Raw genomic sequence first — 23,236 nt, forward strand, 5'->3', positions numbered from 1 at the left:
ACTCTTTCTTGCTCTCCTTCCCAGGAAACTTTCATGCAGACAGGTTGGCGAATCGGCTCTTTATTTGGCATCCCGCTACTGATAGATTATTCGTGGTTTATTATTTTAGCCATAGCAACCCGCGAATACGCCAGCAGTTACCGCTTGTGGGGGCCTGCGCTCTCCTGGAGTGCCGGGTTGGCAATAGCTCTGCTGCTGTTTGCTTCCGTGCTGTTGCACGAACTAGGACACAGCTTGGCGGCAATGTCGCAGGGCATTAAAGTTAATTCTATTACTCTATTCTTATTTGGCGGAGTAGCTTCGATCGACTCAGAATCAAAAACTCCCGGTCAAGCTTTTCAAGTAGCCATTGCCGGCCCTCTCGTCAGCTTCGCGCTATTTTTAATCCTCGGTTTGGGTTCTCAAGTTTTCCCCCAAACAAGTTTGCTAGCAATTATCACCGAAAGGGTAGCACTAATCAATCTCGTTTTGGGATTATTTAACTTAATTCCCGGCCTGCCTTTGGACGGAGGACAAGTTTTAAAAGCAGCAATTTGGAAAATCACCGGCTCTCGATTTGCCGGCGTGCGCTGGGCGGCAAAAATCGGACAAGTTTTGGGTTGGCTGGCCGTTGCTTTCGGTCTGAGTTTATGCTTGTTAGCGCGCCAGTACGGCGGTTTGTGGATTGCACTGATCGGTGGGTTTGGGATTCGCAATGCGCTAGCTTACAGCCGCTTTACTTCCTTGCAAGAAGCCCTGATCAAAACTAAAGCCGCCGATGCAATGAGCCGCGAGTTTCGAGTTGTAGATGCAGATTTGACTCTGCGAGAATTTGCCGATCGCTATTTGTTAGAAGTCAATCCGTTTCCCTTTTACATTGCTTCCTCTAACGGGCGGGATTTGGGCTTAGTGTCGATCGACGATATCCGTTGCACAGAGCGCAGTCAGTGGCAAATTCAGACTTTGCACAACATTTTGAAACCCCTAGGAAAAACCCCCACAGTCTCAGAAAAAGCATCGATTGCAGACGTGATTAACAGCATGGAAGCCCGCCAACTCCCGCGAATCATCGTCCTCTCGCCCATTGGTTCAGTCGCAGGGACGATCGATCGCGGCGACGTGGTGAAAGTTTTGGCAAAATACCTCAAACCCAAGATTTCGGAAGCCGACATCAAGCGCTGCAAAGAAGAAAACAGTTATCCCCAGGGATTGCAGCTAAGTGCGATCGCCAAAACAGCACAGGAAAATTAACAATTGGGCATCTTCATTCAGTTGACAGTTGACCTGGGACAGTTGACAGTTAACAGCACTTGACAGGCGAAGGAAGAGGATTTGAGTAATGAATCGTCTGATTTTAATTTATCCCGACAAGGGATAGGCTTTAAACCAATTCTTTCTGGTAATCCGGATTAGTGACAACTTAAGATGTAGCACACTTTGTCAATGAGGGTTCAAACAAAAATTCTTATGCCCAAATTGTTTAAGAGATTCCATCATCAATTGGAGAAGAAACTTGGGAGTTGGAAAAAATTAACTTATTCCTTCCCCTTCGCTGACTTGCAACCTCTGGCTATTACCTGCATTGTCGTGACGGGAACTCTATTAGGAGTGCGACATTTAGGCTGGTTGCAGCCATTGGAATTAAAGGCTTTCGACTTAATGGTGCAGTTGCGCCCCGATCCAGGATCTGACCCGAGGTTGCTGGTAGTCACCATCACAGAACAAGACATTCATGCTTTTAAGAAATGGCCAATTTCCGATCGCGTTTTAGCAAAAGCGATCGCTAAAATAGCGCGTCTAGAGCCCGCCGTTATTGGTGTGGATATCATTCGCGATATCCCCTACGAACCGGGAAATGCAGAATTAGCTGCTCAATTCAAAAACCCCAAAGTCATCCCCATTACCTTCATCGGCAACTCAGAGTACGATCGAGCTCTCCCACCTCCCAACATACCCAAAAAACAAATAGGATTTAGCGATTTAGTCCTCGATCCAGACGGCAAAATTCGCCGACAATTGATGTTTATTCCCGATGAAGAGTCTACTCCCACCTCATTTTCCATGCAGCTAGCCTTTAAGTATTTGACTAGCAAAAATATCAAGACAAAAGTTACAGAAAATAAGGAACTTCAGCTCGGAAATACAGTCTTTCCCCTACTGCGATCGAAGTCAGGAGGTTATCAGACAATTAATAGTCAAGGCTATCAAATCATGCTCAATTACCGCTCTCCTAAAAATGTCGCAAAGACAGTGACACTAAGTCAAGTTTTGGAGGGAAAACTTGACCCCAAATTAGTGAAGGGTAAAATAGTATTCATCGGGATTACAGCCCGAACTGTAAAAGACATCTTCTCTACTCCTTACAGCGCTAGCTTCAGCGAGCGCAGCCTGATGCCGGGGGTATTGATTCACGCAACGGCAACTAGCCAAATTCTCAGCGCAGTTTTAGACGGCCAAAAGCTATTTTGGTTTTGGGATGAATGGCAAGAAATGCTCTGGATTGCTGTTTGGGGAGCAGTTGGCGGCTGTTTAGCTTGGCGGCTAGAAAATACGCTCAGTTTCATAGTCAGCGCGATCGCACTTGGGGGCCTATTATGGGGATTCACATTTTTTCTCTTCACTCAACAGGGGTGGATCTCTCTGATCGCGCCGACTCTGGCATTTGCGATCGTCTTAGCAGTCATCATCACATACAAATACCAACAGTCAAAGCAGCAGCAAGAAATTGTGATGAAACTGTTAGGCCAGCAAACTTCACCCGCGATCGCCAATGCTTTGTGGAAAGAGCGCGTCCATCTCCTCCAGTCAGGGCTATTGCCGGGTCAAAGAGTGACTGCTACAATGATGATGACTGACTTGCAGGGTTTTAGCACGATTTCCGAACAACTACCGCCAGAAATAGTAATGCCTTGGTTGAATGAATATTTATCAGCAATGGCCCAGGAAGTGCAACAACATCAAGGCGTGATTAATAAATTTACCGGAGATGGAATGCTGGCAGTCTTTGGCGTACCCATTCCCCGCACAACTCCCGAAGAAATTGCCGAAGATGCTCGCCTTGCCGTATCTTGCGCTGTAGCTATAAGTTCGCTCTTGCCAGCCCTGAATCAAAATTGGCTCGCTCGCGGTTTACCATCAGCAAAAATGCGAGTCGGAATTTTTACAGGGCCGATAATGGTGGGCAGTTTGGGCGGTAAAACTCGTTTAGAATATGGAGTAATCGGCGATAGTGTCAATATCGCTGCTCGGCTAGAAAGCTGTGAAAAAGATCGGCAAGAGGACACCTGCCGAATCTTGATTGCCGAAGAAACTTTAGTGCATCTTGAAGGAAAATTTGAGGTAGAATCTTGGGGAGCTTTACCATTAAAAGGCAGGCACCAAAAAGTTAATGTCTATCGCGTCTTGGGTGGAGAAATATCGGGAAAGCAAAAATAGACAAAATAACTTTAAAAATTTAAGTAACTTAGAGGGAAAAATGACTAATTATCGGCTAAAAGCGATCGCCTTTTGTTCCATATTGTTAATAGGAGCATTTAACGCTTGCCAATTTGCAGGTATGGGACAGGATCTGCCAAGTGGGTTGGGGGGCAGAGGCAAGCCGGGCACTGAGTCGGGAGGGCCGCGCTTCGCTCAGCCCCGTGAAGATATCGATCGATCATCGCCCCCTTCACAGCCCACTCGATCGCCAGAAGGTGTGCGCGGTAGCTGCGGGAGCAACGGTCAGCTAAATCTAACAGCCTTAGTCCCTGAAAATAAAATCGGACGGACTGTTTCGGACTATCCAACATTGTTTTTCTACTTGCCTAAAACAGACGCGCAATTAGCCGAATTTACCCTACTAGATCCAAGCGGCAAGGAAATTTATAAACAGACTCTCACCATTAGCAATTTATCAGGGGTAATCGGCGTTAGTATCCCCCCTAACCAAAGTGTACCGCCCTTGGAAGTGGGCAAAAATTACCGTTGGAATTTTACAGTTATTTGCGACTCTCAAGACAGATCTGCCGATCGGCTCGAAATTGGTACTGTACGGCGAGTTGAACTCAGTGCAGATATCCGCAGTGAATTAGAAAAGGCTGATCCGCGCCAGAAAACCTTTATTTATGCTGAAAATGGGATTTGGCAAGATGCCCTCAGCAATCTAGCTGCTGCTCGCCGCGCTCAGCCTGATGATGCAGTGATTAAGGCTGATTGGGAAAGTTTGCTGGAGTCAGTAAAATTGGGCAAAATTGCCAAAGAGCCGATCGTCCAAGTCCAAAATCAGCCGCAACCATAGAAGAGTTTAAGATGAAACGCAGTCATTTCTTGCAATTCTTTGGTTCTACTCTCGCAACTTTGAGTTTGGGCCAGTTGGAGGCGATCGCTTCAGGCGATCGAGATACCCGTATTTTCGCCCAAACTCATTTTTCCAACTTATTTCCCACCTCAGATTCAGGAGCACAGCTATTAGCTCAAACTTCCAGTCAACAGCAAGCACTAACCATTTATCAGCCCATCCAGAACATTGAATGGGAGGGAATGTTTGTCAGTCCCCAAGGCATCGCTTATTTTGCGATCGACGGAGTATCACCCGATGCGGTGTCAAACCATGATGGCGAGGTGGAATTTGCCAGGAGAAATGGCGATCGGCAAAAAGAAGCCCATGCACTTTTCAAGTTGGGTTTAGCCAATCATGCGATCGGCGGTTTCTTGGACAAAGCGATTGACTACTACAAACAAAGTTTAGTAATTGCCAAGGAAATTAGAGACGGCAATCTTGAAGTAATCCTGCTAGGCAATATAGGAATTGCCTATCTGCAAAATGGCTTTGCATACAGCGAACCCTTTGAATATTTAGAGCAATATCTCGGAATGACTTGGCACAAAGCCTACTACTACAACGGAGGATCTCGGCGCTGGGGAGGAGTAGCAATGGGGAATCTCGGCAATGCTTATTATAGTGCAGATTTGTACGCCAAAGCAATTGAATATCATCAGAAACGTTTAGCGCTCTCCCTAGAAATAAAAGACCGTCGAGGCGAAGGTAAAGCACTAGGAGATTTAGGCATTGTTTATCATTCATTAGGCGAATACAACAAAGCCATTGAATATCAGCAAAAACGTTTAGCTCTGGCGCAGGAAATCAAAGATAGCTTGGGAGAGGGGCAAGCAATTTCAAATCTGGGCATCGTTTACCATACCCAAGGAAACTATACTAAAGCCATTGAATACCAACAACAATATTTAGCGCTATCCCAAGCAATTAAAAACCCACTGTGGGAAGAACAAGCGTTAGCAAATTTGGGAGGTGCTTACTATTTCTTGGGCGATTACACCAAAGCCATTGAGTTATACGAAAAAAGTTTAGTGATTGCTTGGAAAATTCGCGAGTCTCAAATAGCCAACAAGGTGCGAGCAAATCTGGGACTTGTATATTTTCAGATGAAGAACTATCAAAAATCAATTGAGTTATACAATCAGTTCTTGACCAGCACGTCTTCTGGCAAAAACCACCGAGAGCAAGCCATCGTTAGGAACAATATGGCAGTGGTGCAAATCAACACTGGCAATTTACCGGGAGCCACGGAAAATTTATTAAAAGGTATCCAGATTTTAGAAGATCTCAGGGGAAGATTAGGCAGTAATGATGCCTATAAAATTTCAATTTTTGAAACTCAGACTTTTCCTTATATCAACTTGCAAAAAGTCCTGATTGCTGCCAACAAACATGATGCGGCACTGGAAATTTCCGAAAGAGGGAGAGGTAGAGCATTTGTGGAGTTACTAGAGAAGCGGCTATCCCTCAAGCAAACACCAGTTACTACCATTACTGCACCGAATATTGAGCAAATTAAACAAATTGCTAAAACTCAAAATGCTACTCTCGTTCAATATTCGATTATTTACAACGATTTTCAAGTAGAAGGTAGAGAAAAAAGTCAGGAATCCGAGCTGTATATTTGGGCGATCGAGCCTAATGGTAAAGTCACGTTTCGATTAATTAACCTGAAATCTATCTGGCAAGAAAAGCAGATTTCTTTAGCATCCTATATTACCACTACCCGCGCATATCTCGGTGCGAGAGGTGGCGGCAGTACGGAAGTAGGGCGCAGCGATGAAACTATCGAAACCAAAAGATTAAAACAACTCTATCAAATCCTGATTCAACCAATTGCTGATTTGCTGCCAAATGACCCCAAGGAGCGGGTGATTTTCATTCCTCAAAAATCTCTGTTTGTAGTTCCTTTTCCAGCACTGATGGACGCTGCTGGTAAATACTTAATTGAAAAACACACGGTTTTAACAGCACCGGCTATTCAGGTACTACAACTCACCAATCTACAACGAAAACAAGTTTTAGGAGACAAGGTTTTAGTAGTAGGAAATCCCACTATGCCGAGCATTGCTGTTGAGATTGGCGAAAAACCTCAGCAGTTAGAAGCGCTTCCCGGTGCGGAAAAAGAAGCTTTAGCTATTGCGAAACTGATGAAAACTACAGCAATCACCGGTAAGGAAGCTACGAAAGGGGCGATCGTCCAACAAATGCTAAAATCCAGGATAATTCATCTGGCGACGCATGGGTTACTCAATGATTTTAAAGGATCGGGAGTACCGGGGGCGATCGCACTTGCTCCAGATTCCCCATCTTCCTTTAGCAAAGAGCAACAGTCAAGGATTAACGGTTTGCTAACTGCCGATGAAATCTTAGACTTAAAACTGAATGCAGAATTAGTGGTTTTGAGTGCTTGCGATACAGGTAGGGGGACTATTACAGGCGATGGAGTGATTGGGTTATCGCGATCGCTCATTACGGCGGGTGTATCCAGCGTAATTGTGTCCCTCTGGCCAGTACCAGATGCGCCTACAGCATCTTTGATGAGCGAATTTTATCAAAATCTTCAAAAGAACCCCGACAAGGCTCAGGCGCTGCGTCAAGCCATGCTGGCTACCATGAAACAATATCCCGAACCCAAAAACTGGGCAGCATTTACTTTGATCGGGGAAGCCAATTAAGCTCTATTGCATCTAGATTTAACTTTGTTAGTTATTATCACGGTCTATACTTTTTATTTTTGAGGTAAAAGTTTATGAAGATTAGCTATGATTCAGAAATTGATGCTCTCTACATTAGGCTTGTAGAAGGTAAGCATCAGTGCCGCACTTTACAGTTGACCGATGAAATTGCTTTAAATATTGGTGAAAATGAGTTATTGGTAGGAATAGAAGTTTTAGATGCTACACAGGTTTTAGGTGGAGGAAATATCCCTAATGTAGTGCTAGAAAATATATCTTTTAGCGTAGCTTAAATAGGGCGATCGCATTTCTGATGAGACGCTGATGGGTGAGCGGCGCGTGTATGGGGGCGGATTGCATAAGCTGGAGACTAGATAATTGGGTAATGCTTTAGGAGAGAAGGTTATTGAGGTTTTACCCGAATTGTTTACCGACTAACTTCGTAGTCTAACGACCAATATCTGCCGACGCAGATACCCTTTGCAACTCAACCTACCATATTAATACGTTCCGGTGCAGCGACTTGTTAGATTGCGGTTTTAGTTCTCCTTAAATATTTCCCTAATTACGTTGAAATACATCTAAAAGACTATATGGATACCAGTTTTGATCGTCAATATTAACGCCAATCACCAAGCATCGCTCTGCATTAGTTTCTGAAAATGACAGACCTGCAAGAGTTTGCATGAATTGACGGCGTTGGTCTTGTTCTGATTCTCGAAATGCTAGTAGTCCCACAGCTTCACGTCGCTGTGGAAGATGCATAATAATTGAGTCATCAATATGCTCTGATTGTCGCCAATTTTTCTTGACATTCCTTGTAAGTATTTTAAATTCTCTTTCAGCTTTGCGTTGCTCGTCAAGGGAAACATTTAGCAACATAACCGCAACCTCTGACCAACGATAAGGACATCGTTCCTCAATACGAAGCTGTATATCTTTCCACCATTTTATTAATTCTAAACTTGGTTTTTTTCGGATAATATCTTCGTCTAGGGCTACATAGTATTCATCAACTTTTTCAGACATTCCTGAAATGATCAATTCTTTTGGTTCAAATTCTTCTTTGCCAAGATTGAAGCCCGTTTTAAGATATAAACCAAGTAAATCTAACTCGTGACCTCGATATTGCATGATATGCTCTTCCAATTCAGCACGGCGTACCAAATAGTGAATTTTCTGTGGAACCGAAGTCAAAATATCAAAGACAACTTCCAAATCAGCAAGTGTTATCGTTGGTGTAGCAGAAAAATCTTTATCTATCCAACCCGTATCTTTCAGGCGTGATACTTGTGACTGAATGGTTGCAAAATCCTCAAGTGTTACTGATAATCGAATAATTGTTTGAATAGCATTTAGATCAAAATTTAGAGCCTGAAAAGTTTCGGGGAAAACCTGCTTAGCTTTTAATTCCATTATTTTGTTTGCAAAACGTTTTGATTGAATAGCAGGACTTACAAGCAATTCCTGAATATCATCTTTAGCTGAACCAGGGGCTCCACGTAATGCAGATCTAGAAACAGCACCGGATTTAGCCTCAACAATTAAGAGATAAGAATCAATTTGCATAAGGAAATCTGATTCATATTCCACATTTAAGTCTTTCCACTTGAAATTTTGTTTAAAAACAGCTTGCGGAAATGCTTGTGTAAATAACTGCTTTATCTCATCCTCAAGAAACTTTGGACGACGCTTATCTTGCACTTCACGTTTAAGTTCTTCAGCAGATAAGAGACTATCAAGTGCTTGAAAAATAAAGCTAAAAAAAACTTGTGGTATTACACAGAAATATTTACCTGTCGGCAATTTAATCAAAGGTTTTGTCCAGACTGGATTTCCCAGAAAAAAGTGTTCTGGATTAGAATCTTTTAGATCGCCGAACTGATAACTTAGTTTAGATAAAGCACACTCAAGAGCTACAGGTTCAATATTCATTGAACTTGCTATTGCTTCAAGCGTGAATGAAAATTTCTCAGCAATAAACAAATCCGAATGGCTTAAAATCAGAAAGTGAACCTCTTTAAGTGTTGCGCCACGCTCTCTCATAAAAGCAGTTGCTTCCTCTACTGACCCTGGCAACTGGTATATTTCATGGTACGTTTTTATTGCCTCTTCTATAGTTCGTGTCTTGAATACAGTTCTTATCTGCCGAAACCGTTCAGTATTTACTTCTTCAACATAACGAACCCGATTTTCAAAGAGATCAATGATTGATGTTGCTTCCAATCCAACTGATGTTTCAAATAAGGGATTAAGCCCTGAGTACAACCTTTTTGTGATAGAAATAACACGCTTAAAATATCCCCAATTACGAACAATTGTCGTGTGTAGTCGTAGCCATTCTTGTATTTGTAAGATTTCCCTTTTTTGGTCTGTATTTGCATTTTTAATTTGTACAAGTCGCTTAAAATTAAAGGCCGCCTCAAATGATATTAGTAAATCCCACATTTCCTGAAATTGATGAGGTTGTATTGGCTCAGAAGATTGCTCTGAAGTAGATGAACGTAAAGCTATTGCTTGAACAAGCTCTACATGAGCCTGGTGAATTGTAGGATTTTTATTTTTAGAGGTTTTACCTCTTTCGGTCATGCCAACAGTGAGACCATAAACCGCAAGAAGAGAGAGTAGATGTAAGACATCAACAGAATTAATTTTTTCTACTAGCTTTTCTAAAGATTCCTTGAACTCTCTTTCATGCGATCGCCCAGCTTCAATTAGCATCTCATCTATAGCTTCTTGAGAGAGACCCGAAAAAGGATTGTTGAGTTGTGTGAATACTAAGGCTTCTGAATCCTTGCTAGATCTTATGGGTTTTTTATTATTACGTTTGCTGTGTTTTTTTTTCGACATTCTGTCACCCCCAAACGTTTGACATCTTTTTTACATTCTAGATCAGTAAGACTATCCGATTACATTCTAGATCAGTAAGACTATCCGAATTCCACTTCATCAAATTTCGATCGCACTTCCCCTCAGTGCTAGCGGCCCACCGCAAAGCCTCCGCCTGCTCCTGAGTCAAATGAACCGCTTCAAGAGGCGCACACCCTCCTTGCGACCAAAGCAAACCCATTCATCTCATCAAATCACCGATGCCCAACGTTGTCAATAGGATACCCGCCTCAACTACAGCATCGATCGCACTACCTGCATCTACTTAGCAGTACCTACCGACAAATAGAGGTTTTTCCAGTCAACTCCCAAATTTCCTCCCATTCCTCATCCGAAAGCTGCCGCACCTCCAAATCGATCGCAAAACAGCGACAAGCCGCCGCACTCAAAGCATCAATTACAGTTGCAATCAAATCATCTCCACCTTCAGATAGAGGTAATTGCACAGGAATTAATTCCTCCCCAAAAACTTGAGAAAACAAACTAATATCCGGCTGCAAACGCATCGAACCATGCTGCAAAATAGCATCACCCCGACGTAATTGTGCGCTACCAATTAACTTGCAGCCATCAGCCGTCACCAAATCCGCACCCGTCGCAGTACCAAAACAATTTGGATTGTGAATGTAACTGCGTTTAGCTTCCCCGTAGTGCAAATCCAAACCCATTTCCCGCCAACCCTCAATCAAAAACTCGCAAATAGTGTGATAAGCTTTCAGGCGACTGCTGTCAAATCCCGATGCGACAACTGCATAAGTTAAATCCCCTTGGTGCAGCACAGCCCGCCCACCGCTTGGCCTGCGTACCAACTCCACAGGCTGTCCATCCCAAGACAACTGCTGCCAAAACTCCGGCCAACGGCGCTGGTGGTAGCCCAAGGAAATCGCCGCCGGTTGCCAAGTGTAAAATCGTAGAGTTGGCGGATGTTTCCCCGCTAGATGCTGTTGCAGCAGCCATTGGTCGATCGCCATCTGCACCCTACCAGACGCTTGCAGCAGCGGAATTAAACGCCAAACAGAATTAGCCATCAGTGCCGAGTCCTCAGTTTATCGTCAATAATTGGCAGAATGTTTTAAAATTAGTAACAGTTTTTTGTGCCTGTCTTCTAAGTTAGTGCAAGTTGCGCGCCCGCCCGTGCTTTATAAATAATCAGGAAAAATCATCGTAAAATCATGAGCAACAGTGTAATTGTCATCAACGACGAAAAATTTGAAACAGAAGTGCTGAAAGCAGAGCAACCAGTGCTTGCCTATTTTTGGGCGACTTGGTGCGGGCCTTGCAAACTGATCGCGCCTTCGATAGACTGGGTGGCGGCCAACTACAGCGACCTGAAAGTGGTTAAGATGGAAATTGACCCCAATCCTCATACTGTCAAGCAGTATAAAGTAGAAGGAGTCCCAGCACTCAGACTGTTTAAAAATGCCGAAGTAGTGCTTTCCCACGAGGGAGCGATTACTAAACAAACTTTAATCGGTTTGCTCGACGGTCACTTATAAAGTTTGCAATTGATTCGGGAGTTTGAAAACTCCCAAGTCACAACTATATCGATCCCAAAGAATGTAAATATTTCTAGTTTTCTCCTAAATCTTCCTTTCTGCGCTCTCTGTGCTTAAATAAAAAAATCTATGAGAAACACATCCAAAATAATAGTTTTTATTAGCAACTTAAACTGATAGAGAAACATCTCAAAAAATTACAAATAATATGCAATTTGCCAAACGTTTAGAACCCCTGCAATTTAATGTGTTTGCCGATATGGATCGGGCGAAAGCTCTAGCGAGAGCCGCCGGACAGAATGTGATTGACTTGTCTCTGGGTTCTTCAGATTTGCCCGCTGCTGCTCACATTACAGATGCGATCGCACATTCTCTGTCTGACTCCAGCACCCACGGCTATTTGCTGTTTAACGGAACCCGAGATTTCCGGGAAGCGGTAGCTTGCTGGTATGAACAGAAATTCGGGATTTCCGTCAATCCAGAAACAGAAGTGCTGCCTTTAATTGGTTCCCAAGAAGGTACGGCGCATTTGCCTTTGGCTGTACTGAATCCCGGAGATTTTGCTTTGTTGCTCGATCCGGGTTATCCCTCTCACGCGGGCGGCGTCTATTTGGCGGGCGGCCAAATTTATCCGATGCCGCTATTAGCAGAAAATCAGTTTTTGCCAGTATTTGAAGATATTCCGATGCCTGTGCTGGCTCAATCGAAGATGATGGTGTTGAGCTATCCTCACAATCCTACAACTGCGATCGCCCCGCTAGCATTTTTTGAGAAAGCTGTGACTTTTTGTCGGCAATACGAGCTGGTTTTAGTGCACGATTTCCCTTATGTGGATTTGGTGTTTGACGATCGCAATTCTCAACTTGAGGCCGCTGGGAGCGAGGAAAATCGCAAATTGATGGCGCCGTCGATTTTTCAGGCCGATCGCGATAAGAGCGTGGCGATCGAGTTTTTCACACTATCTAAATCTTACAGCATGGGAGGCTTTCGAGTCGGATACGCGATCGGCAATCCCGAACTAATTGCAGCCCTGCGACAAGTAAAAGCAGCAGTAGACTTCAACCAATATCTAGGGATTTTGAACGGAGCGATCGCAGCATTAACAGGCCCCCAAGATACCGTCACCACCAGCGTCGAAACCTTCAGAAAGCGGCGGGATGCCTTTGTAAATGCGCTTAGCGCGATCGGCTGGGAAGTACCCGTCCCCCCTGCCACCATGTACGTCTGGGCGAAACTACCAGCACCTTGGGCCTCTGATTCCGTGAAATTTTGCACTCAGCTAGTACAGAGTACAGGAGTCGCAGCTTCCCCCGGCGCCGGTTTCGGGAAATCAGGAGAAGGCTACGTGCGATTTGCCTTAGTTGAGTCGCCAGAAATTTTGGCAGCAGCAGTTATAAAAATTGCGGAATTTCTCAATTAGACAAGATTGCTTTCAATCACTCTCCCATTTTCAAATTATCTGCGTTTATCTGCGTTTATCCGCCTATATCTGCGGTTGATTTATCAATCCAAGATTTATGCAATAAGTGAATTAAACTAACGAAAAATTACCAATTCTTAAGAGCAGCCATACTTTTGAAAATTGGTATAAGTTCAAACTACTAGCACTTACGCACGGGGATCAGAAACCGGGTTTTTAACGAAAATAATTCGTTAAAGCCCGCCAAAACGGTAAAAACCCGGTTTCGAGGAGTCGAAGTGCGTAACTGTGGTATCGTTATTTATACCTAAAGGAATAGATATTTGCACGGAGTATCTGTCACAATTTGTGTTGAGAAATGTTAACGGGAGACATCTTGGGAATTGCCAGTTCCGTTCACCCACTCTAAAAATCCTTGAAATGAATTCTGTCGGGGCAGCGATTGTTCCGTAGCGGCGATCGCGCATCCCAAAAATACCACGCTTCCCAAAATTGCCAGCAGCGGGAAATACTTACCCAGCCCAAAGTCGCGCTGAAGGCGAGCTAGCGGCCTGCTCTCGCGCCTGAGCATCTTTCCCACCGTCAGTTGTTTGAGACTAAAAGGATCGCGGACAAAATGACCGCTCCAGCTAATTACCATGTGGGAATGGCAGTGGGGACAGGTGAATAGTCCGCTGACCATTCCGACTGGGCCCACGACGCTGGAACGGTGGCAGATCGGGCAAGTGACAGAATGAGTGTTATAGGTGGGAGCGTTCATAACTGTTTTTCTTTACTAAAAACCAACAACCAGTTGAGAGTCTGCGTTAACGCCTAGGGCATAGACATTTAGAGGCACTTTATCCTTAATTCCTAGTTTACCGCTCGAATCGGGTCGATCGGAGATCACTGCTTGGGAAAACCTTCAAATTGCCAATCCCGCAACGAGTGCAAGTCAGGAGCACAGGTGAGATTGTATTGCAGCGGAGTAACGGTTATTTTGTGATCGCGAATAGCCTGTACGTCTGTAGGAATATCATGCGGCACGGCCGGATCGGGGGTTTCTTCTACATCTTCTAACAATTCCCCAGCTAGCCAATAATAAGTTTTGCCGCGCGGATCGGTGCGTTTTTGAAATATGTCGAAATAGCGGCGAATGCCTTGACGGGCGATCGCCACTCCGGTAATTTCTGCTTGTGAGACTGCTGGTATGTTGACATTCAACAGCACCGGCTTCGGCATTGGCTGTTTTTCCAACTGTGACAGCAAGCTGACAGCGAAATCCACCGCCGGCCCAAATTCCTGCGAAGTATAGCTGGCTAAGCTGAAAGCAATGCTGGGAATGCCTTCCATAATTCCTTCCATGGCTGCCGAAACCGTGCCCGAACAGATGATGTCCGTGCCCAAATTCGGCCCGTGGTTGACGCCAGCAAGTACAAAATCCGGCGGTTTGTCAACTAAAGCCCACAAAGCTAGTTTCACGCAGTCGGCGGGAGTACCCGAGCAAGCCCAAGCTGTGACGGCGGGATCAAACATCGATTCGACAATTTCGGCGCGGATGGGTTGGTGCAATGTCAGGCCGTGCCCGGTAGCGGAGCGCTCTCTGTCGGGACAAACTACACTCACAGAGTGGCCTGCGGCGGCGAGAGCGTTGGCGAGGCTGCGGATGCCTTGGGCAAAGATGCCGTCGTCGTTGCTAATTAAAAGTTTCATTGAAATTTTTGTATGCCACAGAACAATCTTAAACTAGATTACTGTAGGGCGATCGGTTTTACCTGCAATTACCTATTACCTATTACCTATTAAGCAGCCATCAATCTAAAATCTAAAATCTACAAGTCAGTCGTACCAAAATTGCGCTAAACTCAGCTTGGCTCAAAACAGCCTGAAATTCTTTAATCTAAAATCTAAAATCAAAATGACTGTCCAGCTCAGCGACATTGAAACTCAACTAGAAACCCTGGGCCAAGAGTCCAAAAGTGCGATCGCAACTGCGAATACCCTCGAACAACTCGAACAGTTGCGCGTCGGCTACCTCGGCAAAAAAGGGCAACTCTCTCAAATTTTAGGCATGATGGGCAAACTGTCGTCAGATCAGCGGCCCAAAGTAGGTGCGATCGCCAATACTGTAAAAGAAGCCCTCCAAGCCGACTTAGAAGACAAACGCGCCGCCCTCCAAACCGCCCAAATCCAAGCCAAATTAGCCTCAGAAACCATCGATGTCACCATGCCGGGGATTTTCAGTCCCCAAGGTCACGTCCACCCCTTAAACGCCGTCATAGACCGCGCTCTCGATATATTTGTCGGTCTGGGCTACACCGTCGCCAACGGCCCGGAAATGGAAACAGATTATTACAACTTCGAGGCGCTCAACACTCCGCCCGACCACCCGGCGCGGGATATGCAAGATACATTTTACCTGCCCGGTGGCGACTTGCTGCGGACTCAGACATCATCGGTGCAAATTCGGTACATGGAACAGCACAAACCGCCGATTCGGATTGTCTCACCCGGCCGCGTTTACCGCCGCGATACTGTCGATGCTACTCACGCGGCAGTATTCCACCAAATTGAACTTTTAGCAATAGGTGAAAATCTGACCTTTACTGACTTGAAAGGCACTATTAAAGAGTTTTTACGGCAAATGTTCGGGCAAGATTTGCCGATTCGTTTCCGCACGAGCTACTTTCCGTTTACAGAACCTTCTGCGGAAGTTGATTTGCAGTGGAACGGGAAATGGCTGGAAGTTTTGGGCTGCGGCGCCGTCGATCCGAACGTTCTTAAAGGAGTCGGTTTAGATCCAGAAAAGTATACTGGGTTTGCGGCAGGTTTTGGTGTCGAGCGGTTCGCAATGGTACTTTATGAAATTGACGATATTCGCCGGGTTTATGCTAGCGATTTACGATTCTTGCGGCAGTTTTAAGTTATTACCATTTCTCTCAAGTCTTGTTACAACATAATTCTTGGGTTTGTTTACTTAACAGTTTTGTCAGGTGCGTCGCTATGAGGTTGTCGATTTTAGGCCAGGGATTTTTAATGGCGGCGCACCCTGCGGCTACTGCGTTAATCAGCCTTGCATCTGCGGTTGACCGATCGCAGATTCATCAAATAAGTCTATTGTAGGGCGGGCGATCGCAAGTAACCCTTGCTTTCAGACATTTTTTCATGTCAAAACCCGCCCCGCCGCATCAACTGATGCCTGTCTGCTGATTGACTGTCTACTTGCTAAAAGCACCTTTGATGTTGTCAACAGTGCGCTCGACAGCATTCTTGGTGTTATCTACTGCTTTTTGAGTGCGAGCTGAATCTTCCTCTGCTCTTTTCTCAATCGTAGCTGCATCTTTCTTGGCTTTGCGCTCGACTACACTACCATCTTCTGATGCTCGATCGACTTTAGCAGCATTTGTCTTGGCTGTTTCCTTAACCTTCTTTTCTGTATCTCGGATGAAGTTCTTGGCTCTTCCAGCATCTGTGCTGGCTTTGTCTTGAACCTTATCGCCCAAATCTGCTGCTGCGATCGAGTTTACAGCAGGAGAGGCCATTGCTGCGGTTTTAGAGAAAAATGCACCCTGCCACACAAATGCCATCGCTGACACGCAAAGCATAGTTGCAGCCAGATAGCGCCCGACAGTCGAAAGCCGTTTGGTAAAATAATTCAGTTTCATAGAATACAAAATGAGATATGACATTCTATTTTTACTCGATTTGGGCGATCGGCTAAACCATTCTCTAGATAGAGGTTATCCAGCGGCAACTTTTTATAAAAAATCAGTCTTTTGATAGATTGAAGCAAAAAAACTGAGTCAATTTGAGATTTTAGACTTGAGATTTTAGATCGAAAAATTGACTCCAAAGCCGCTCTCTGGAAGGATAAACTAAGGTCAGTAGATTTTGATAATTTAGATGGAAGAATTGACTCCACAGATGAATCCGGGCGTTCTTCCACTTGCTGCCACTGTCTATTTTTCGCGGTAATTTTAAGTAAGGTGCGATCGACTGTGACGCATTTAAACTGTTGACTTTCCCACTCTCCCCCACTCTCATTCTCCCCTGCCCTGCCATAACGAGCCATCGATCGGCGTAGCAGCTTAATTTGTCCTTGCTTAACTCACCAAACATTAAGCTATATAAATCAAAATTGACTTATGCCCATAAAAATGTTATGGGAACGTTGGTCTGGAATAGAAATCTATTTTTTGCTATATTGGCCTGCAATTAAGATAATGATTGTGGTTAAGTGAGGAGTTGAACGGATGAAAAATTTGAATTGCTGGAACAAACCCGCTGCATTGCTGGGCGCGATCGCGATCGCAGCCGGAAGTTTGCAGGCTCAGGCGATCGGTGTTACCACCCTACCAACATCCACTACCAGTCAGGATGCTGAAAAAATTTCCTTTGAAGACAGCGCTACCTTTCAAATAGCCCAAGGTGACAACGCTTGTCGCAAAGTCACTCCCAAAGAAGGTTTGACCGTTCGCCAGAACCCAGACCCGAAATCGCCTAGAGTTGGCGGTGTAGCAATGAATGCTCAGGTAACGCTGTCCCAAGGCGCTACTTCTGTTAAAGCCTCCGACGGCCGCCTCTGGATTCAAATTACCGCTCCCGTAAAAGGGTATGTGGCGAGTGGATATCCCAACGACGAAAGTAATTTAGGTTCGTGCACAATTAGTCAAGCTCCTTCCCCAAGTCCGGCACCCGCACCAGCACCAGCACCGGCACCAGCACCAGCACCGGCACCAGCACCAGCACCCGCACCGACGCCACGTCCAAGTCCTGCTGCGACACCCGCACCAGCACCAGCCCCGACGCCACGTCCAAGTCCTGCTGCGACACCCGCACCAGCACCAGCACCGGCACCAGCACCAGCACCGGCACCTGCACCTGCACCGACACCGACACCTGCACCGACGCCTGCACCGACACCCGCACCGGCACCCGCACCTGCACCCGCACCTGCGCCTGCACCTGCACCCGCACCTGCGCCTGCACCTGCACCTGCAACGGGCCCCGTCAGTCTGTGCCGCCAAGTAGAACCTCGCGTAGCGCCGAAGGGTCTTGCTATTCGTGCAGAGCCTTCAAAGACTGCCGCAGTTAAAGGCGGCGTAGCGGCTAACGGTCAAGTGACGCTTGTGCCTAATTTCCAGTTAGTCAAAGATAAGAATGGAGAAGACCGCAATTGGGTTGAGATTTCAGCCCCTGTTCCCGGATTCATCTCCGCAGGAAACTTGATCATGTGCAAGTAAATTTCTGAGTTATATAGGTTTGTAGTGAGGACTTCAGTTTTCTCAATCGGCTTTTACTTTTAGTCAACAAGGACTAAAGTCCTTACTACAAACCAATTTATTATCGGCAATTCATCCCATGTGATATCGTGCAGGCGATCGCGATTATTCAGAAACCATCAAACTTTTGTGGTGCGGGTTTCTCGGCGCTGATGGTTAATAAGTAAAAAGCCGATCGACCTTTTTACAGACAGCGCCCGCTTGACCAATTTTGGTGTCCGCGATTTGGTTGACACTTAGATTGTCGGCCAATCCAGACAATTTCCCATTTATTTTGCCTGAGCCTGAGTTCGATGCGGTGTCGCATTCCCGCAACAGAATCGTCAGCTAAACCAATGACGGTTTGGACAATTACGGCGGTGTCTCGCGTGAGATATTCCACCGAAATTTGGTCGCTTTTTCTGCCTTCAGATTCTGTGTCGCGGCTAAAAAGTTTGGCTGCGATATCTTTAGGGTTGGAAACGGTAATTTTGCGATCGGCAACGAACTGCTTGGGGTTAATTGTTTCATAGCCCGATCGACTTGCAGGCTGGGCAAGTGCTACAATCGGAATTTGGATGCTGGCGAACACAGCTAGAAAAAAGAGCGATCGAGCCAGAGTAGATTTATTCATTAGACTTCAGCACTATTAGTAATCAAATTCCTCGCCTCCCATGCCAGCAATAGGAGCCACATTTTAATTATGTACCTTGACTGTCACTAGATTTATTTTCTCCAACTTTGTTCTCTGCTGTTTCACCGTCTCCATTGTCAGCTAAATAGTTACTTTCCTCTAAAACTTCATCATCCTCTATAATTTTACGCAATAAACGCTTGAGACTAGAATCCGGTGGGCGTTTTTCAAATTCTGCGTGCGTATAAATCCACACCAAAACAACTTCTTGTTTTGTAATATCTAACAAATATATCAGTCGCCCCTGTCCAGAAGCGCCCTGAAGTTGAGGCATTTTAAATTCTAACTTCCACAATTCCCACCCCTCACGACTACTGCCTTTAGGCCATTGTTCAAAATGCCCCAATGGTGGACGGGGGCGGGGGGCAACGCTCAAAATTCTGATTAATTTTTGGATTAATTCTAGAAATTTTACTAATCCAGCCGGATTTTTACGATATCGAACCCGGCTAAGTTCTTCCTGGGATCTCTCAAATTTATTCGATAGCTTTATATGAAATTGCTCTGATCCTTTCACACGCCTCCTCCGCCGTCATGGTTTCGCTAGTTTCCAACCCTGCAAAAGTTTCCTCCAAAGCTTCGGATAGTGCTTTTTCATAAGCAATATCTTCCCGTTCAATCCCTCTCAAAATTGCATTTAGAAGACGTTGAAACGCTTCCATGTAAACGAACAAACTGTCTTTCTCACCTTTTAGTACAATTAAAAATAAAGTAAAAGCCAAATAAAAACGCCCTAAAAAGTCAACAAAAATTTCCTTAATGCCTTGAGGCGGTTCAATTACGGCATAGGCAAAAATTTTGAGTAATTCTCGCGTCTCAGGAAGAATATGATCCCAACGAGCATCAATTATTACAGCTAAATTGTTTGCTTTTTGAGCCAGTTCCCAAAACCGTGAAGCGCTGGATGTGCGTGGCTGAAATATCTGCCGAATTTCGCTGGAGCTAATTGTGATGGTGGCTGACATTGGCCTGACCTCTTGATAATTGGGATCATTATTGGATCATTGTCAGTTCCTGGCGCACGGATGCGGTAATCGCATCCACCAGGAATAATCGCTCGCTAACTGACAATTTTAGCGCTAATTTTACTAATGCTTGAAAAGATAAGTCTTTTGAATTTTCAGAAGATGTATCATTCGCCTTTAGCGAAAGACTATCATCATAATTTAAATGCCTGACTGAACTGTTCTGCTTTAAAGTTTTTGTTATGTCTCTGTGTAGAAGCTCTAAAAACTTAATATCGTTGCCTAGATCGGCAGCCTCATCCTCATCTATATCTTCTATGACTTGCAGACGTTCTTGATAGGCATTGATTTGATGTTCAATGGCTTCTAGAATAAACCTTAAATCTTTAAATGATAGATTCATATTAGTGACCTTGCCAACAATAAATAAATACTCACTCGCCAAACTTCAATTAAAAATACCAAAAAACAAGACTGTTTTTTTAGGCTTCAGGTAACATGATAGAAAAAGGTAATGAAAGGTAGTAAGCTATTGAGCATTTAAATTGTATATTCGGGAGGTCGATAGCAGCTACGTCCCCAAGAAATTTATTGCTTTTTGGACACACAATTTAAATGGAAAACACCTTATTAATTATATTAGTAGGTTGGGTTTCCCTACGGAAACCCAACCTACTACCAACTTATTCTAGTTTGAACAATGTCCCTATAAGTTGAAGTGCCTCTTTGTATTGCTCTAGAGGCATGGGTCTACTTGGCTGGAATAACCAATGACCAGGACGGTCATTCACTAATACCAGTTCTGGTGGAATGTCAGTACCCTGGTCTAATTTCCACCAGTTTCTTCCTGATCCGGGAGTATCAAAGGTTGATATTCCTTCTGACCGAGAGATTCCTTTTGGCAACTTCTCTGCTTCTAAAGTAAGCATAACCCATAATTCACCTTGTTCTTCATAAACGGTAATATCATTGGGTCTGACATTATCCATTCTAGGTGAACTAGCATTCCCCTGTCGATAGAGGGCAACTGGTGTTTTAGCCATTATAACATTCCTTGCGAGTTTGAAGGTAAACGCAGGGTTGAGCCCTTGGGTTGTGGCCTTGCGTTTTGAGTAATAGGCATGGGAGCCTTATATATTGAGCGTTTAGTTCATCTCGCTTCAGAGTTAAAGTTATGCCTACAGTAAAAACCGTTACCAAAATAACAGGGCGGGCCCGAAAGCCCGCCCCATCAAACGATCGACTATCGATTAATAATCGAAGTCGCCGCCGCCCATGCCGCCGCCGCCGCCAGAAGCAGCGCCTTCTTTGGGTTCAGGCTTGTCAACGACGATGCACTCGGTTGTCAGCACCATGCCGGCAATAGATGCGGCATTTTGCAGAGCAGAACGAGTTACCTTCGCGGGGTCAACGATACCAGCTTCAAACATATCGACAAACTCATTTGTCGCTGCGTTGAAACCGACGTTGAACGGCTTTTCTTTGACGCGCTCAGCAATGACAGCGCCATTCAAACCAGCGTTTTCAGCAATGCGCTTCAGAGGAGCAGCCAGAGCCCGTGCCACAATCAAAGCACCGGTCAATTCTTCGCCCTTCAGATTGGCGTTCGCCCACTCTTCCAATTGAGGAGTCAGGTGAGCCAAAGTTGTACCGCCGCCGGGGACAATGCCTTCTTCGACAGCAGCTTTGGTGGCGTTGATCGCATCTTCAAGACGCAGTTTGCGATCCTTCATTTCGGTTTCGGTAGCTGCGCCGACTTTGATGACTGCAACGCCGCCAGCCAATTTGGCCAAACGTTCTTGCAGCTTTTCTTTGTCGTAGGAAGATTCGGTTTCTTCCATTTGACGACGAATTTGTTCGCAGCGCGACTTAACAGCGGCTTCGTTACCTTCGGCAACAATTGTGGTGCTGTCTTTGGTGATGGTGACGCGGCGAGCTTTGCCGATCATTTCGAGCTTGGTATTTTCCAGTTTCAAACCGGCATCTTCGGTGATCAGTTGACCGCCGGTCAATACGGCGATATCTTCTAACATGGCTTTGCGTCGATCGCCAAAACCAGGTGCTTTAACAGCAGTCACGTTCAACACACCGCGCAGCTTGTTGACAACGAGAGTAGCTAAAGCTTCTTTCTCAATGTCTTCTGCAATGATCAGCAGCGGGCGGCCGGAACGAGCTACTTGTTCGAGCACGGGTACTAAATCCTGTACCATACCGATTTTCTTGTCTGTCAGCAAGATGAAAGGTTCTTCTAGAATCGCTTCCATCCGCTCGGTGTCGGTGACGAAGTAGGGAGAAATGTAGCCTTTGTCGAAGCGCATCCCTTCGGTGATTTCGAGTTCGGTGGTCATAGACTTCCCTTCTTCCAGGGAAATTACGCCTTCCTTGCCCACTTTGTCCATTGCGTTAGCAATCATTTGGCCGACTTCATCGTCGTTACCAGCAGAGATGGAGCCTACTTGAGCGATGGATTTGGAATCTACTACTTGTTTGGCGTGTTCGGCAATTTTTTCTACCAAAAAGCCGGTTGCTTTGTCAACACCGCGCTTGAGGGCGATCGCATTGGCGCCGGCTGCTACGTTGCGCAGGCCTTCTTTGACCATGGCGTGAGCTAGAACGGTAGCTGTTGTGGTGCCGTCGCCTGCTGCGTCGTTGGTTTTAGAGGCTGCTTGACGAATTAGAGCAACGCCTGTATTTTCTACATGGTCTTCTAGTTCGATTTCTTTGGCGATGGTAACGCCGTCATTGACGATTTGAGGAGCTCCGAATTTCTTTTCGAGAACTACGTTACGTCCTTTGGGGCCGAGGGTAACGGCGACTGCTTCGGCGAGAATGTCCATACCGCGTTCGAGGGCGCGACGTGCATTTTCGTTATAGATGATGCGCTTAGCCATAGTTTTTGGGGATGAGAGGGTTTGAGATTTTTGATTGGGGAGGGATTTTAGTCATTTGTCCAGTGTCATTAGTTGTTTGGCGGCGTTCGCTTTAAACTAATGACTGATGACTGATGACGGCAGGACTGATGACTAATGATTAATTAGTTAACGATCGCCAAAATATCTTTTTCGGCAAGCAAGACGTATTCGTCGGTGCCGAGTTTGATGTCGGTGCCGGCGTACTTCGAGTAGAGAACTTTGTCGCCGACTTTGACTTCCATTTCCACGCGCTGGCCATCGTCATTACGCTTGCCGGGGCCTACAGCCGCGACTTCGCCTACTTGGGGCTTTTCCTTAGCTGTGTCGGGGAGAAGGATGCCGCCGGCGGTTTTTTCTTCGCTAGCGCTTACTTTTACGAACACGCGCTCGCCTAATGGTTTAACGGTAGAAACACTCAGTGATACTGCTGCCATAAATAAATCTCCAGATTACAGTTCCTAGTCATTGGGCCGTCAGTGGTCGCTATGAAAGCAACAGCCGACTGCTTGCTACTGACATATTAGCACTCTCGACTCCTGAGTGCTAATTTAGCTTTAATCAGGGCGATCGCACCTTACCTGTCTGTACGGGTTCCCGAACCGAGAATGAGACAATCAGACCATGAGGGGGAGAGTGGCAGAGTGTCCG

Annotated in this window: 22 protein-coding genes; 9 read left to right on the plus strand and 13 right to left on the minus strand. The window is 45.4% G+C overall.

Translation table 11 applies throughout. The features are described 5' to 3' along the window. Window positions 1–33: 33 nt before the first annotated feature. The 5 genes from QUB68_RS05110 (at window position 34) to QUB68_RS05130 (ending at window position 7,265) form a co-directional block, all read left to right on the plus strand. The gene (locus QUB68_RS05110; protein ID WP_332989968.1) at window positions 34–1,230 is read left to right on the plus strand and encodes a site-2 protease family protein; all 1,197 of its coding nucleotides are present in this window, start codon (window positions 34–36) and stop codon (window positions 1,228–1,230) included. Between the two features lie 216 nt (window positions 1,231–1,446). Then, window positions 1,447–3,414 (plus strand): CHASE2 domain-containing protein, encoded by a 1,968-nt coding sequence (locus QUB68_RS05115; protein ID WP_332989970.1) that lies wholly within the window; start codon window positions 1,447–1,449, stop codon window positions 3,412–3,414. Window positions 3,415–3,454: 40 nt separating this feature from the next. Beyond that, window positions 3,455–4,255, plus strand: a complete 801-nt coding sequence (locus QUB68_RS05120) for a DUF928 domain-containing protein (RefSeq protein WP_332989973.1) — start codon at window positions 3,455–3,457, stop codon at window positions 4,253–4,255. Window positions 4,256–4,266: 11 nt separating this feature from the next. Then, window positions 4,267–6,972, plus strand: coding sequence for a CHAT domain-containing protein (locus QUB68_RS05125; RefSeq protein ID WP_332989975.1), 2,706 nt, complete (start codon window positions 4,267–4,269; stop codon window positions 6,970–6,972). 74 nt (window positions 6,973–7,046) lie between these two features. Then, a complete protein-coding gene (locus tag QUB68_RS05130; RefSeq protein WP_332989977.1) occupies window positions 7,047–7,265 on the plus strand; it encodes a DUF2283 domain-containing protein in 219 nt (72 codons plus the stop codon). Window positions 7,266–7,533: 268 nt separating this feature from the next. On the opposite strand, the gene QUB68_RS05135 is transcribed toward QUB68_RS05130, so the two are convergent. The 3 genes from QUB68_RS05135 to QUB68_RS05140 form a co-directional block, all read right to left on the minus strand. Beyond that, a complete protein-coding gene (locus QUB68_RS05135; RefSeq protein ID WP_332989979.1) occupies window positions 7,534–9,822 on the minus strand; it encodes a hypothetical protein in 2,289 nt (762 codons plus the stop codon). Between the two features lie 37 nt (window positions 9,823–9,859). Then, the gene (locus tag QUB68_RS29935) at window positions 9,860–10,042 is read right to left on the minus strand and encodes a DUF6753 family protein (RefSeq protein ID WP_442923041.1); all 183 of its coding nucleotides are present in this window, start codon (window positions 10,040–10,042) and stop codon (window positions 9,860–9,862) included. Window positions 10,043–10,136: 94 nt separating this feature from the next. Continuing rightward, the gene (locus tag QUB68_RS05140) at window positions 10,137–10,889 is read right to left on the minus strand and encodes a lipoate--protein ligase family protein (protein ID WP_332989982.1); all 753 of its coding nucleotides are present in this window, start codon (window positions 10,887–10,889) and stop codon (window positions 10,137–10,139) included. Window positions 10,890–11,033: 144 nt separating this feature from the next. Here QUB68_RS05140 and QUB68_RS05145 point away from each other — a divergent pair, with 144 nt between their 5' ends. Both QUB68_RS05145 and QUB68_RS05150 read left to right on the plus strand, forming a co-directional pair. Then, window positions 11,034–11,357 carry a thioredoxin family protein gene (locus QUB68_RS05145; protein WP_332989984.1) on the plus strand — a complete coding sequence of 108 codons (324 nt, stop codon included), beginning with the start codon at window positions 11,034–11,036 and terminating at the stop codon, window positions 11,355–11,357. A gap of 208 nt (window positions 11,358–11,565) precedes the next feature. Beyond that, complete coding sequence (locus QUB68_RS05150; RefSeq protein WP_332989986.1) at window positions 11,566–12,777, plus strand: LL-diaminopimelate aminotransferase; 1,212 nt, start codon at window positions 11,566–11,568, stop codon at window positions 12,775–12,777. A gap of 361 nt (window positions 12,778–13,138) precedes the next feature. Here QUB68_RS05150 and QUB68_RS05155 read toward each other — a convergent pair whose 3' ends face one another. Both QUB68_RS05155 and surE read right to left on the minus strand, forming a co-directional pair. Beyond that, the gene (locus QUB68_RS05155) at window positions 13,139–13,537 is read right to left on the minus strand and encodes a hypothetical protein (RefSeq protein WP_332989988.1); all 399 of its coding nucleotides are present in this window, start codon (window positions 13,535–13,537) and stop codon (window positions 13,139–13,141) included. A gap of 125 nt (window positions 13,538–13,662) precedes the next feature. After that, window positions 13,663–14,469: a 5'/3'-nucleotidase SurE gene (surE, locus tag QUB68_RS05160; protein ID WP_332989990.1), complete on the minus strand. Its 807-nt coding sequence runs from the start codon at window positions 14,467–14,469 to the stop codon at window positions 13,663–13,665. Between the two features lie 205 nt (window positions 14,470–14,674). Between surE and pheS the strand changes: the two genes are divergently transcribed. Then, on the plus strand, window positions 14,675–15,679 hold the full coding sequence (gene pheS, locus QUB68_RS05165; protein WP_332989992.1) for a phenylalanine--tRNA ligase subunit alpha: 1,005 nt from the start codon (window positions 14,675–14,677) through the stop codon (window positions 15,677–15,679). A gap of 295 nt (window positions 15,680–15,974) precedes the next feature. Here the strand turns inward: pheS and QUB68_RS05170 are convergent, their stop codons facing one another. Beyond that, window positions 15,975–16,445: a hypothetical protein gene (locus tag QUB68_RS05170; protein WP_332989994.1), complete on the minus strand. Its 471-nt coding sequence runs from the start codon at window positions 16,443–16,445 to the stop codon at window positions 15,975–15,977. Between the two features lie 564 nt (window positions 16,446–17,009). Here QUB68_RS05170 and QUB68_RS05175 point away from each other — a divergent pair. Continuing rightward, the gene (locus tag QUB68_RS05175; RefSeq protein ID WP_332989996.1) at window positions 17,010–17,999 is read left to right on the plus strand and encodes an SH3 domain-containing protein; all 990 of its coding nucleotides are present in this window, start codon (window positions 17,010–17,012) and stop codon (window positions 17,997–17,999) included. 223 nt (window positions 18,000–18,222) lie between these two features. Here QUB68_RS05175 and QUB68_RS05180 read toward each other — a convergent pair whose 3' ends face one another. The 7 genes from QUB68_RS05180 to groES form a co-directional block, all read right to left on the minus strand. After that, window positions 18,223–18,651 carry a hypothetical protein gene (locus QUB68_RS05180; RefSeq protein WP_332989998.1) on the minus strand — a complete coding sequence of 143 codons (429 nt, stop codon included), beginning with the start codon at window positions 18,649–18,651 and terminating at the stop codon, window positions 18,223–18,225. 67 nt (window positions 18,652–18,718) lie between these two features. After that, window positions 18,719–19,228, minus strand: coding sequence for a hypothetical protein (locus QUB68_RS05185; RefSeq protein ID WP_332989999.1), 510 nt, complete (start codon window positions 19,226–19,228; stop codon window positions 18,719–18,721). Further along, complete coding sequence (locus QUB68_RS05190) at window positions 19,188–19,676, minus strand: hypothetical protein (RefSeq protein WP_332990001.1); 489 nt, start codon at window positions 19,674–19,676, stop codon at window positions 19,188–19,190. The genes QUB68_RS05185 and QUB68_RS05190 overlap by 41 nt, the downstream gene beginning before the upstream one ends. A 28-nt stretch (window positions 19,677–19,704) precedes the next feature. Further along, a complete protein-coding gene (locus tag QUB68_RS05195; RefSeq protein WP_332990003.1) occupies window positions 19,705–20,079 on the minus strand; it encodes a hypothetical protein in 375 nt (124 codons plus the stop codon). A gap of 280 nt (window positions 20,080–20,359) precedes the next feature. After that, window positions 20,360–20,719 (minus strand): hypothetical protein, encoded by a 360-nt coding sequence (locus tag QUB68_RS05200; RefSeq protein ID WP_332990005.1) that lies wholly within the window; start codon window positions 20,717–20,719, stop codon window positions 20,360–20,362. 207 nt (window positions 20,720–20,926) lie between these two features. Next, complete coding sequence (gene groL, locus QUB68_RS05205; protein WP_332990007.1) at window positions 20,927–22,567, minus strand: chaperonin GroEL; 1,641 nt, start codon at window positions 22,565–22,567, stop codon at window positions 20,927–20,929. 143 nt (window positions 22,568–22,710) lie between these two features. After that, on the minus strand, window positions 22,711–23,022 hold the full coding sequence (groES, locus tag QUB68_RS05210; RefSeq protein ID WP_096828723.1) for a co-chaperone GroES: 312 nt from the start codon (window positions 23,020–23,022) through the stop codon (window positions 22,711–22,713). Window positions 23,023–23,236 lie beyond the last annotated feature (214 nt).

This window comes from Microcoleus sp. A006_D1, from assembly GCF_036702805.1.
Classification (GTDB): Bacteria; Cyanobacteriota; Cyanobacteriia; order Cyanobacteriales; family Microcoleaceae; genus Microcoleus.

Excerpts from the sequence above, each read along its gene's own strand:
- QUB68_RS05195 (WP_332990003.1), bottom strand. The coding sequence starts at position 20,079 with ATGAATCTATCATTTAAAGATTTAAGGTTTATTCTAGAAGCCATTGAA.
- QUB68_RS05180 (WP_332989998.1), bottom strand. The coding sequence starts at position 18,651 with ATGAATAAATCTACTCTGGCTCGATCGCTCTTTTTTCTAGCTGTGTTC.
- QUB68_RS29935 (WP_442923041.1), bottom strand. The coding sequence starts at position 10,042 with ATGGGTTTGCTTTGGTCGCAAGGAGGGTGTGCGCCTCTTGAAGCGGTT.
- QUB68_RS05125 (WP_332989975.1), top strand. The coding sequence starts at position 4,267 with ATGAAACGCAGTCATTTCTTGCAATTCTTTGGTTCTACTCTCGCAACT.
- QUB68_RS05190 (WP_332990001.1), bottom strand. The coding sequence starts at position 19,676 with ATGTCAGCCACCATCACAATTAGCTCCAGCGAAATTCGGCAGATATTT.
- QUB68_RS05200 (WP_332990005.1), bottom strand. The coding sequence starts at position 20,719 with ATGGCTAAAACACCAGTTGCCCTCTATCGACAGGGGAATGCTAGTTCA.
- QUB68_RS05120 (WP_332989973.1), top strand. The coding sequence starts at position 3,455 with ATGACTAATTATCGGCTAAAAGCGATCGCCTTTTGTTCCATATTGTTA.
- QUB68_RS05135 (WP_332989979.1), bottom strand. The coding sequence starts at position 9,822 with ATGTCGAAAAAAAAACACAGCAAACGTAATAATAAAAAACCCATAAGA.
- groL (WP_332990007.1), bottom strand. The coding sequence starts at position 22,567 with ATGGCTAAGCGCATCATCTATAACGAAAATGCACGTCGCGCCCTCGAA.
- QUB68_RS05145 (WP_332989984.1), top strand. The coding sequence starts at position 11,034 with ATGAGCAACAGTGTAATTGTCATCAACGACGAAAAATTTGAAACAGAA.
- QUB68_RS05150 (WP_332989986.1), top strand. The coding sequence starts at position 11,566 with ATGCAATTTGCCAAACGTTTAGAACCCCTGCAATTTAATGTGTTTGCC.
- QUB68_RS05110 (WP_332989968.1), top strand. The coding sequence starts at position 34 with ATGCAGACAGGTTGGCGAATCGGCTCTTTATTTGGCATCCCGCTACTG.
- QUB68_RS05170 (WP_332989994.1), bottom strand. The coding sequence starts at position 16,445 with ATGTCATATCTCATTTTGTATTCTATGAAACTGAATTATTTTACCAAA.
- QUB68_RS05115 (WP_332989970.1), top strand. The coding sequence starts at position 1,447 with ATGCCCAAATTGTTTAAGAGATTCCATCATCAATTGGAGAAGAAACTT.
- QUB68_RS05140 (WP_332989982.1), bottom strand. The coding sequence starts at position 10,889 with ATGGCTAATTCTGTTTGGCGTTTAATTCCGCTGCTGCAAGCGTCTGGT.
- groES (WP_096828723.1), bottom strand. The coding sequence starts at position 23,022 with ATGGCAGCAGTATCACTGAGTGTTTCTACCGTTAAACCATTAGGCGAG.
- pheS (WP_332989992.1), top strand. The coding sequence starts at position 14,675 with ATGACTGTCCAGCTCAGCGACATTGAAACTCAACTAGAAACCCTGGGC.
- QUB68_RS05175 (WP_332989996.1), top strand. The coding sequence starts at position 17,010 with ATGAAAAATTTGAATTGCTGGAACAAACCCGCTGCATTGCTGGGCGCG.
- surE (WP_332989990.1), bottom strand. The coding sequence starts at position 14,469 with ATGAAACTTTTAATTAGCAACGACGACGGCATCTTTGCCCAAGGCATC.
- QUB68_RS05130 (WP_332989977.1), top strand. The coding sequence starts at position 7,047 with ATGAAGATTAGCTATGATTCAGAAATTGATGCTCTCTACATTAGGCTT.
- QUB68_RS05155 (WP_332989988.1), bottom strand. The coding sequence starts at position 13,537 with ATGAACGCTCCCACCTATAACACTCATTCTGTCACTTGCCCGATCTGC.